Source organism: Agrobacterium sp. CCNWLW32 (assembly GCF_037083425.1).
Taxonomy (GTDB): Bacteria; Pseudomonadota; Alphaproteobacteria; order Rhizobiales; family Rhizobiaceae; genus Agrobacterium; species Agrobacterium radiobacter.
This window is the reverse complement of record NZ_JBAOJM010000027.1, coordinates 1-9,712: the sequence shown is the minus strand read 5'-3', so window position 1 is coordinate 9,712 and position 9,712 is coordinate 1. Positions and strand designations below refer to the sequence as shown.

Genomic DNA, 9,712 nt, shown 5'->3' with positions numbered 1-9,712 from the left:
CTTGTAGCTGACAGGACTCTGGCTCATGACGGCGGGATAGTCGCAAAATCTCACCGGCAGTTTAACCTGACATCACCAGTGCTGCATCTAACTCACCGAATTGCCTCAAGTGCAGACTTCAGGCCTTGTAAAGGCGCGGAAACCGTGACCTGACGCCCGACGTCCAGAGCATAAATGAAGGACAAATCCGATGACCGTCCGATATGCTCCCGGGCTATAGCCCCAACGGCCATTATGGCAATACAAACAAGCTCATCGCATCCCCTGTAGTCTACCAGGACTGGCTTTTCGCGACCGGGGAATATCACCCGAAGCGGAACCCGAGTATTTGTCCCTGAGGGGGCTCTCAGGATCATCATTGGAGCGCCGTCTCTGGTCGCTGCCAATGACCAGCTGAAAACTTGCTTGTTGAACCGATCGATGATCGTCTGACTAATGTTGCAAACCTTCTCTTTTTTTTTCAGGTCTTCATCGCAGATCAGCGTCCAATTCTCGAACGGCTGCACAATTCTCCTATACTGCCCCCAGTCCAAGCCCCTCGGAACTTGGACATCGGACGGTTTGACGAAGAACTGCGCGACGCGGTTCTGCTCAGTTGCACTAAGGCCTTGCGGTGTTGTTGAGGCAGCTAGCATCAACAGGAGCCCTGCAGTTTTTTTCACCGCGACCATCAGTTCAATGTGATGCTGACGCCGGCACTAACCCCCCAGTCTCCCCCCGCCGTCGATCCCGCCAGGTTAGTTCGGAATTTCCCGTCTTCGCTGGTGTAACCTGCACCAAATGCGAGAGCGCCCTCTCCCCGCCAGAAACCGCCGCCGGCGGCCAGACTTAACTTGCCCGGTCGATCGTCATAACGAAGAGACGCCGCTGCAAGGCCGACCGCCGCCGCCTGACGAGCTTCGCCTCGCGCCTCATGAATGGATGAATTAAGTTCACTGAATTTCTGGTCAGTGTAGGCGTTCGCCGCTTGGATGGAATTGTTCATACGGTCATCGGTGTACTTGTAGGAATTATTAAGTGTCATCGCTATTCCCTCATTCAACTGGGATACATTCACCGCGTCGCTATTCGCCTTGCCTGCGGCTACATTAGAAAGGACAACCGGTTGGTTTGGATCGCCGCCAGTGAGTGTCACAGTGTTTGACTTGGTGCCGTCATCTTTCTTGTCGTACTTAACGGCAAATTCATCCAACTGACCGATCGTCCCTTCAACCGCTTCGAGGGCTTCATTAGTTGCAGATAACTGGGACCCGTTAATCGCATCCGTGGATGTCGCCGAGATACGACCAGCCGCGACATTGGTGATGGTTCGCTCTCCCCCCACTGACCCGACTGACACCGTTCCTGATGGCTGCGTACCCGCGAACACATAGTCTCTTCCGCGAATGGTAACCCCCGCCGTGCCGATCGCCGCTTCAGCGACAGAATCAGCACCGAGCGCTACGCTTTTCGCGCCAGAGACTCGCGCGCCACGACCCACAGCGACTGCATCGACACCCGTAGCAATTGAACCGGATCCCACCGCGATAGCACCATTAGCGCCACCATAGGCTTCAGATCCTATCGACACAGATCTGTCAGCCACAATATCCGAACCCGCCAACCAGCCTAAAGCGACATTCATATTTCCTTTGACTGCGGTCCCCGACAAAGGACCTATGGCCAAGTTTCCGCTACCCTCGACGTCGACCCCAGCCTGGTTACCCAGTGCGGTATTATAGTCACCCTGGATCCGTTGACCCGAATTTCCTCCTGCGGCAAAATTTGCGTTGCCTATGACCCCCATACCTGACGCGAAACCCAGCGCAACGTTATCTGCACCAGTGACGCTCACGCCAGCCTGCGCACCAACAGCAATATTGATCTGCCCGTTGACCAAGCGACCGGCTTGATCACCAATCGCAATATTCCCCCAGTTTCCCGGGCTGGCAGATGAGCCCGCCAGATAACCGGCGGAGATACCCGCGTCCGTAGCGGACGCACCCATTCCCAAGCTCAGGGCACCGGCACCTGCTCGTGAGTTGGTGTCTCCAGCGACAATCGATCCCTGGCCCAGGTTATTGGCGATCCAGCTGTTTAGCTGTACCAAATCGACATCACTGGATGTCGACCCCTCGCGAATTCCAGTAATCGTTGCCATGCCATGCCCCCCAACACCTGGGGCCGCCGGTACCTGGCAGGTCCAGGTTCCGGAGGTTCCGGGACGCGAACAGGTTATGCCGCCGGGAACTATCGTTGTTTCTGCATATACCGGCGATGCCAATCCCATGCTGACCGCCAACGTAGTGACGCGGAACGATCCCTGGACGAAACGATATCGACGTTCTCTTTTCGCCGTCGTAAGTGCTTTCTGCGAAAAAGCGACAAACCCAGCACCTGATTGCAGCGGACTAGACACAGATGGAGCGGAAATCTCTCCTTTATCGCGCAAACGTTCAGTCATCCCGTTATCTCCCATAATCACCCTTGAAACAATGACTGCTCCAAGAGGCTTAAGGCGGTGATGTTCCCTTTCAAGGAACGGTGGCTACCAATATTTGCCGTACAAAATGACCCGACCACCCGCCATTGCGGAAGGACGTTAACCGCCAAATTCAGTCATATTTCCGGACACTCAAGCGCGATTCATCGCCTGACGGCGTTGAGCGCCCCTATGTTGCGGCTACCGAAAACGCAGCAAGAAGCGTTTCCATAGGCCGATTATCATTTAGAAGCCCTGCAGCGACTAGCGATAGCACCATTTCATTCCATCAAGGGTCGATCAAATCGTCGGCCTCAAACATGCACACTATCTGGGGGATAATGATAATTTGGCCTCCCTCATTTTCCTATCAGGATCGCGTTCTGCTAATAATCGCGTGGCGGTTGAGGCTCGATCTCATGCCAAAACGCGAGCATGCTGGGACGCATCATGACCTCACATGGAGCACTAGAGCAGATCCTGTTCAATCCGGGTCATAGCCTGCAGCCCTGAAGTAGTTTGCGCATTCCTCCGATGTGAATCGGGGGATCAATGTGCCGACGGCATCCCATAGGGCGTCGATTTTCCGCTCCGCCCGAGCCCGTAGCATAGCTTTCAATTTCGAGAATGCGTTTTCGATGGGATTAAAGTCGGGACTATAGGGTGGCAGGAACATGAGTTTGGCGCCCGCGCGCTCGATGGCGTCGCGCACCCCGGCTGCCTTGTGGGCCGGCAGGTTAGAGGTGGCTCGGTTTGTCTGAACAGTTTCGGGCGTTTTGTTAAGTGGATTTCCGCCTCGATTATGCTGCCACCATCATTGGTGCCAGCGCGTTGAAGTAGGCCTGATCCGGCGTCTGCCGGTCAAGGGATGAATGTGGGCGTCGGCTATTGTAAAAAGTCAGATATCGGCCAATGCCGATGCGGGCCTCCGACACGGTCTTGTAGGCGTGGAGGTAGACCTCCTCATATTTGATCGACCGCCAGAGGCGTTCAACGAAGACATTGTCCCGCCAAGCGCCCTTGCCATCCATCGAGATGGCGATTTCCGCCTTCTTCAGCAGCGCCGTGAAGTCCATCGAGGTGAACTGCGAGCCCTGATCCGTGTTGAAGATGTCGGGCTTGCCATAGCGGGCGAGCGCTTCCTCGACCGCTTCGATGCAGAAGGCCGCTTCCATCGTGATCGACAGCCGCCATGACAGGACCTTCCGGCTGAACCAGTCGACGACGGCACAGAGATAGACGAAGCCCCGCGCCATGGGAATGTAGGTCAGGTCCATCGCCCAGACCTGGTTGGGTCGGGTGACCGCCAGCTTTCGCAGGAGGTAGGGATAGATTTTGTGCCCGGGTGCCGGTTTCGATGTGTTCGGGCGACGATAGATCGCCTCGATGCCCATCTTCTTCATCAGCGTGGCGACGTGCAGCCGCCCAGCCTCCAGCCCTTCTCCTCTCAAGAGCCCTTGCAACATCCGACTTCCCGCGAACGGGTAGTCGAGGTGCAGTTCGTCGATCCCCGAGCGAATGCGACGCATTCGTCCGCCGCCGCATCAAGGCCAGATCGCCGTCGGACACTGGACGAGGCAGATAATAGACGCTTCCACGGCTGAAGCCGAGAAGCTTCGCCTGACGCAAGACGGATAGCTTGTGCTCGCGGTCGATCATTTCTTTCCGCCCAGCAATCCCGCCTTGCCGAGCGCACCGGATAAAAAATCGTTCTCCAGTGTCAGCTCGCCGATCTTGGCATGCAGCGTTTTGACATCGACGGTTGGACCCGCCGGCTCCGTCTTGGTTTCATCGCCGAAAACGCCTGTCGCCCCCTCAAGGAGCTGGTCTTTCCATTGCTTGATCTGGTTGGCGTGCACATCGAACTGCTGGGACAACTCCACCAGCGTCTGCTCACCTCGGATAGCGGCAAGTGCCACCTTCGCCTTGAAAGCCGGGCTGTGGTTCCGGCGCGGTCGTCTCGTCATGGTATCTCCTGTTCCCGGCATCTAAGCCGAAGTCAGGCAGAAATTCCACTTATCCCCGCTGTTCAAATTTCCCGAGCCAGCTCTGTCTCCAGCCGCGACCGGCAACCCACAACAAAGTGTTGGCGGACTTGACAACAATGGAGGACGTTGGCATTGTGGACAACATGAAAGCGCAGAAGATCACCGAACACAAGAGCGTCGAGGCGGACGGAAGCATTGTCCAGTTCGTCGTCTGGAAAGTGCCAACGCCTGTGCCTCCAACCGATCATGGGTTCAAGTACCGCATGGTTTACATTCAAAACGGTGTGCGGGTTGTCGGGTTCGACAATGAGCGGGGGAAAGGTGATCACATGCATCTGGACGGGAAGGAATTCCCGTACCGGTTTACCACAATCGACCAGCTTATCGAAGACTTCGTGTCCGAAGTCGAAAAGAGGAGGCAGTCATGAGAACATTGACCATCACGACAAATCCAGACTGGAAATCAGCATTGCGTGCAGCCGGAAAGCGGGCTGTGATTGGCATCCAGAGCGGCGAATATCAGGGTGAAACGCTTAATTTTGAGACCCCAGGCGCTTTTTTCTCGCGATTGACGGAGCGTCGCTGGGAGCTGCTGGACGTTCTTCTGGGAAGCGGTACGGTCGGTGTGCGGGAACTCGCGCGTAGATTGGGCCGGGACGTCAAGCGTGTTCATGAAGACGCTGCGGCATTGGTCGAATTGGGACTGATCGAGAAGGACGAGCGCGGCGCGCTGAACTGCCCGTTCTCGAATATCCATGTGGATATGGTCATGGCTCCCACACGAAGGGTAGCGTGAGGCAAGCCACGCCTGATTTGAGCGGGTCGGCCCGAACGAGGTTGCCAAAGGGGCGAGAGGAACCCCCTTCGGCCCTTCCCCTCGCGCTCCCCTGCCCGCCCGGTTTAACGCCCCCCTCACGGCAGCGATGATGCTCCCGGCTTCCCGAGGTGGCGAAGACGCAGTTCAGTGCTGACAATGGAAACCGCGGCATGTCGTCTGCAGGCGAACCTTGATGTTGTGTTTGTGGTCCCGTGGCCGAATGTTGCCGATGAGACGCGGGCGTTGTCCGGGCATGCTGTTCGTCCAGATGGTTCCCATTGGACATGGCGTTCACCAGACGGTTCGTCAGCGAGCGAATAGTGTCGCGCCTGACATCGATGGTGCACTCAAAACCGGCATGTTGATCAACGGTCACGATGGAAACCAGCCGCGCCGTCGGCATGCTGTCTGCATTGAAGCGGATATGACGAAACCGGAACCCCGCCAAAGTCTCTCCCTGGATTGCGTTGCCTCACTCGATGGGTCACTGCGGCCGGCCAGTCGAACAGCAACCGCCGGCACGCACGAATTTCCCCTGACTGACGTCATTCCTCGCGAAACAAATTCCTGCCTGTCAGCAGCGCTTCGCTGACGCTACGCCCCTACGGGTGCAGTTCCCGCAACAAATTGGCTTTGCATTTGCGCTGACTGTCTTCCGGCCGCTCGATCGTGACCATCGGCAACGCAAACCAAGGAGATACCTCCATGACCGATCTCGTCAACTTCATCCGCTTCAACGCAGACAACACGCTCACCGGCAACATCGCATCCGTCGCCTACGACCTCGACATCTTCGGCGAGGAGTTCGACAGCACCAACACCAAGGCGCCGGTCTACCGCCTCTTCGCAAAGACCCCGCGCGACCGCCGCGTCGAAATCGGCGGCATCTGGAAGAAGCAGAACCGGGTGTTGTCACAAAAACGCGGCGTCAGTGAATTGGGCATAAGACAGTGGGATGAAGAGTCCTGCCGTTAGCTACAAGCGCCACCGTTTCCCGCGACAGATCATCTCGAATGCGGTCTGGCTGTATTTCAGGTTTCCGCTCAGCCTACGCCTTGTCGAGGAAATGCTGCTGGAGCGCGGAGTTGTCGTCTCGTATGAAACGATCCGGCGATGGGGTCGGAAATTCGGACCGGCCTACGCAAAACAACTTCGTCGCAGGCGACCTTCGCGCCAGGATGTCTGGCATCTGGATGAGGTGGTGATTTCCATCGCCGGCAGAAAGCACTGGCTTTGGCGTGCCCTTGATCAAGATGGCTATGTTCTCGACGAGATTGTTCAGAGCCGACGCGATACGAAGGCTGCCAAGCGACTGCTCATCAGTTTACTGAAGAAAGCAGGCATGCCGCCCAAGCGGATCATCACCGACAAGCTCCGCTCGTATGGCGCAGCCAAGCGTAAGGTTATGCCGGCTGTCGAGCACCGATCCCACAAGGGTCTCAACAATCGAGCGGAAAATTCCCATCTGCCACTGCGAAAACGAGAACGAACGATGCAAGGGTTCCGATCGCCGGGAAGTCTGCAGCGCTTCATCTCGATCTTCTCCGCGCTTCGAAATCTCTTCGTCACCCCACGTCACAAACGATCCGCACTGGCCACCCACATTCATCGCATCCGCGCAATGGCGCACTGGAAGGCCGTCACCGGAGCGGCTGCTTGATAGCAGGCTGCCTGCGACAAAGACCACTCCACGCTCGATAACGTGACAACTCCCGCTCTCGAGTTACCTGCGGTCCCCACCGGACGGATACTCAACAGGACTGCCGTCGGCGAGTGCTTGGGTCCGATTCGGCGTGTTGGATAACCTACCTTTCGCTTGGCGAAGTAGTAGCGATACGCAAATGGTGGAATACCCGGCAGACTTCACGACGCCAAAAGCAATGTCTGCTTGTGGGAAGCGCCCGGTTCACTTCGAAGGGCCGAAATGACGGCGCGTTCCAGACCAAGATGAACGAAGGGGTTTATGCCGAGCCAGATCATTTACTATGCGCCGTTCAGTTGAGTCTGCTCACACGGTGAAATCCCAACGTGCAGCGGAACTAGAGAGAGCTTTTTTGATCCTTGTGAAAACTTCTAAGTCAGCAGAAAGGGCGCCCACCGCCAGTCGCACTCCCCAGCAAGAAGGACTAAAGCCCGCAGAAAATGTCTGAGTAGAGGGTACTTCAATCCCTTCTGCTGCCAACGCAAACATTGCTGCTGTGGCTTCCTCCTGGTTTTGGAGGGGCACCCATAGATGGTATGCCTTTGTGTTAGGCGCAGCGCCAAACACGGCTTGATAAGCGTGTGCCAAACGCTCGATCTCGATCCTATGCGCTGTGCAAGTTTCCTTGTGCAAATCCCGTTTGAACCAACGTGCGGTTAAGCTGAGGCTGATCGGCGATATCGAATACCTCTGCGCGGCAGCTAAAGATGCCAGGGAATCTCGCCTGGGACCTTTAGCGCACACATAGCCCAAGCGTAAACCTGGAGCCAGCACTTTGGAGAGGCTGCCTATGTAGATCGTGTCGAACGGGGCAAAATTGAACAATGGTTCCAGAGGACTAGTGAGTAATCCTCTATAGACGTCGTCCTCAATAATCGTCACGTTAGAGTCTTTTGCTATTTGTACTACTTTTAATCTTGTCTCTGCATCAAGCGTGTAACCGAGCGGGTTCTGAAGACTAGGCATCAAGAAAGCTGCTTTTACGTCAGCGCGCGAAGCGGCTCTGCCGAACTCCTCGAGATCTGGGCCCGCAGCACTAGTGGCAATAGGCACTAGGACCAGGTTCAGCGACCGGGCAACAGCAAATAAGCCTGGGTAGGTGACGTCTTCGCAAATCACAGCGTCGCCCGCCCGACATATGGATTGCAAGGCCAAGAACAATCCGTTCTGCGCCCCCTCGCACAAGATCATATCATCTGCCTGGACTTTAACGTCCATCTCTTGCAACCAGTTTGTGATCTTTCCCACGACATCCGCTTGGTCGGAAGGCGAGCTGTAGCTCGCTAGCTGTTCGAGGCCCTTTTCACTGGCGAAGCTTTCTAGATCTTGAGCCAAAACCCGTCGGATGACTGCCGCCGAAGGGGCGTTCAATGACAGATCGATCCGGACAGCCTTGGCGGGATCGAGGGGTCTCTTAGCGAAAGATCCCCGTCCCACTGCGGTTTCTATTATGCCCAAACGCTTTGCCTCAGCGAAACCGCGAGCAACAGTTGGAAGCGACAAGCCCAGCGTCTTCGAAATGCTACGTTGTGTCGGCAGCCTATGATTACCCTCGACAACCCCTTCGCCAATTTGCGTCTTCAGATAAGAGACGACACGATCGTACTGCTGCAAAGACGAGACCATCTGTTCACAAACGCCTTAATTCATTTCAACCCGTTAGAAACGTTCCAGACATGACTGGCACGGCGTGACCAGCCACAGTCACCTCTTGAACATCTCCGGCATTGCTTAACGTCAGGCGCGAGACAATAACGCTTTTCCTTCCCATTTCAACACCTTGTTCTGCATTTACGACGATGGTAGGCTGTCCACTAACTAACTGCTTGTGCTGCACAAGATAGCATGCAGTCGCTCCGTTTGTTGTTCCGGACGCGGCCTCTTCGTTGTTACCAATTCCAGGACAAAAATCCCGTACGCGTACGGTGACATCATCGGCCAAGCCGTCCATAGCGATAACTGGAACTGTGTCAGCTCCTAACCTTTGGCTTAACTCGCCTAACGTTCCAAACTGCGGTCGAAGCTTACTGAGAACCGAAACGTCTCTCACCGGAATGATTAGATGGGTTAGGCCAGTCGATACAAGTTCAATTGGCAAATGGGGGTGCATGTCGTCAAGGCGAATCCCCAAAAATTGACATATGTCATACTTCTGAACCGTTACGGACCGGAAAGTTGGTCGGCGCTGCGTCATCTCGATCAAAGGCCTGCCTTCTACGGGGCGCGACACCGCAACGGGCAGATCGCCTGCGGGGGTTACAGCCTTAACACTATAGTTTCCGGCTGGTATTACTCCCAAATCGGAGAGAGTTGAAAACACTCCGATCAGAACATGCCCGCACATGTCGATTTCTGTAGAAGGCGTGAAAAATCGGATTGACCAAGTGTTGTCGGCAAGTGCCTGAACAAAGCCGGTGGTGGGAGCATTCAACTCAGCGGCAATCTGCGCCATCGATGCATGATCTATGCCTGAGTGCAGTACCACTCCCGCAGTATTCCCGCCGAAACGCGCTTCAGTGAAGGCGTCATAAAGAAAAGCTTGTACGCTAGCCATATCAATCTCCTCATAGGCATTTACCAATTTAATATTGACATATGTTATTGGTGAACTCAACTTGAGCCGTCGAAAAACTTATCGCGAGGGGATGCATGATGATGAAGAGAAGGGGGCCTGTCGCAAATTTTCGGGCTTAACGGTATATTGACCATAGGCATGAAATTTGCCGCTCCGAAAATTGGAGCGA

Annotated in this window: 6 protein-coding genes and 4 pseudogenes; 4 read left to right on the top strand and 6 right to left on the bottom strand. The window is 55.5% G+C overall.

Annotated elements, in window-relative coordinates; translation table 11 throughout:
- Positions 1–92 precede the first annotated feature (92 nt).
- From V6R85_RS25815 to V6R85_RS25800, 4 genes and pseudogenes are all read right to left on the bottom strand, one after another.
- The gene (locus tag V6R85_RS25815; RefSeq protein WP_236760351.1) at positions 93–671 is read right to left on the bottom strand and encodes an invasion associated locus B family protein; all 579 of its coding nucleotides are present in this window, start codon (positions 669–671) and stop codon (positions 93–95) included.
- A complete protein-coding gene (locus V6R85_RS25810; protein ID WP_236760350.1) occupies positions 671–2,443 on the bottom strand; it encodes a YadA-like family protein in 1,773 nt (590 codons plus the stop codon). Before V6R85_RS25810 ends, V6R85_RS25815 begins: the two co-directional genes overlap by 1 nt.
- A gap of 502 nt (positions 2,444–2,945) precedes the next feature.
- A pseudogene (locus V6R85_RS25805) lies at positions 2,946–3,200 on the bottom strand (transposase); the annotation flags it as partial.
- A gap of 61 nt (positions 3,201–3,261) precedes the next feature.
- Positions 3,262–4,428: pseudogene (locus tag V6R85_RS25800) on the bottom strand (IS3 family transposase).
- 137 nt (positions 4,429–4,565) lie between these two features.
- On the opposite strand from V6R85_RS25800, the gene V6R85_RS25795 reads away from it, so the two are divergent.
- The 4 genes and pseudogenes from V6R85_RS25795 (at position 4,566) to V6R85_RS25780 (ending at position 6,926) form a co-directional block, all read left to right on the top strand.
- A complete protein-coding gene (locus V6R85_RS25795) occupies positions 4,566–4,877 on the top strand; it encodes a toxin-antitoxin system TumE family protein (protein WP_306966859.1) in 312 nt (103 codons plus the stop codon).
- Positions 4,874–5,245, top strand: coding sequence for an HVO_A0114 family putative DNA-binding protein (locus V6R85_RS25790; RefSeq protein WP_111785469.1), 372 nt, complete (start codon positions 4,874–4,876; stop codon positions 5,243–5,245). Before V6R85_RS25795 ends, V6R85_RS25790 begins: the two co-directional genes overlap by 4 nt.
- Before the next feature lie 726 nt (positions 5,246–5,971).
- Positions 5,972–6,160 (top strand): annotated as a pseudogene (locus tag V6R85_RS25785) (hypothetical protein); the annotation flags it as partial.
- A 42-nt stretch (positions 6,161–6,202) separates the two neighbouring features.
- Positions 6,203–6,926, top strand: a pseudogene (locus tag V6R85_RS25780) (IS6 family transposase).
- A gap of 348 nt (positions 6,927–7,274) precedes the next feature.
- Here the strand turns inward: V6R85_RS25780 and V6R85_RS25775 are convergent.
- Both V6R85_RS25775 and V6R85_RS25770 read right to left on the bottom strand, forming a co-directional pair.
- Positions 7,275–8,594 carry an aminotransferase-like domain-containing protein gene (locus V6R85_RS25775; RefSeq protein ID WP_111785473.1) on the bottom strand — a complete coding sequence of 440 codons (1,320 nt, stop codon included), beginning with the start codon at positions 8,592–8,594 and terminating at the stop codon, positions 7,275–7,277.
- A 25-nt stretch (positions 8,595–8,619) separates the two neighbouring features.
- Complete coding sequence (locus V6R85_RS25770; protein WP_111785474.1) at positions 8,620–9,522, bottom strand: PhzF family phenazine biosynthesis protein; 903 nt, start codon at positions 9,520–9,522, stop codon at positions 8,620–8,622.
- Positions 9,523–9,712: the final 190 nt, after the last annotated feature.

Excerpts from the sequence above, each read along its gene's own strand:
- V6R85_RS25815 (WP_236760351.1), bottom strand. The coding sequence starts at position 671 with ATGGTCGCGGTGAAAAAAACTGCAGGGCTCCTGTTGATGCTAGCTGCC.
- V6R85_RS25810 (WP_236760350.1), bottom strand. The coding sequence starts at position 2,443 with ATGACTGAACGTTTGCGCGATAAAGGAGAGATTTCCGCTCCATCTGTG.
- V6R85_RS25770 (WP_111785474.1), bottom strand. The coding sequence starts at position 9,522 with ATGGCTAGCGTACAAGCTTTTCTTTATGACGCCTTCACTGAAGCGCGT.
- V6R85_RS25795 (WP_306966859.1), top strand. The coding sequence starts at position 4,566 with ATGGAGGACGTTGGCATTGTGGACAACATGAAAGCGCAGAAGATCACC.
- V6R85_RS25790 (WP_111785469.1), top strand. The coding sequence starts at position 4,874 with ATGAGAACATTGACCATCACGACAAATCCAGACTGGAAATCAGCATTG.
- V6R85_RS25775 (WP_111785473.1), bottom strand. The coding sequence starts at position 8,594 with ATGGTCTCGTCTTTGCAGCAGTACGATCGTGTCGTCTCTTATCTGAAG.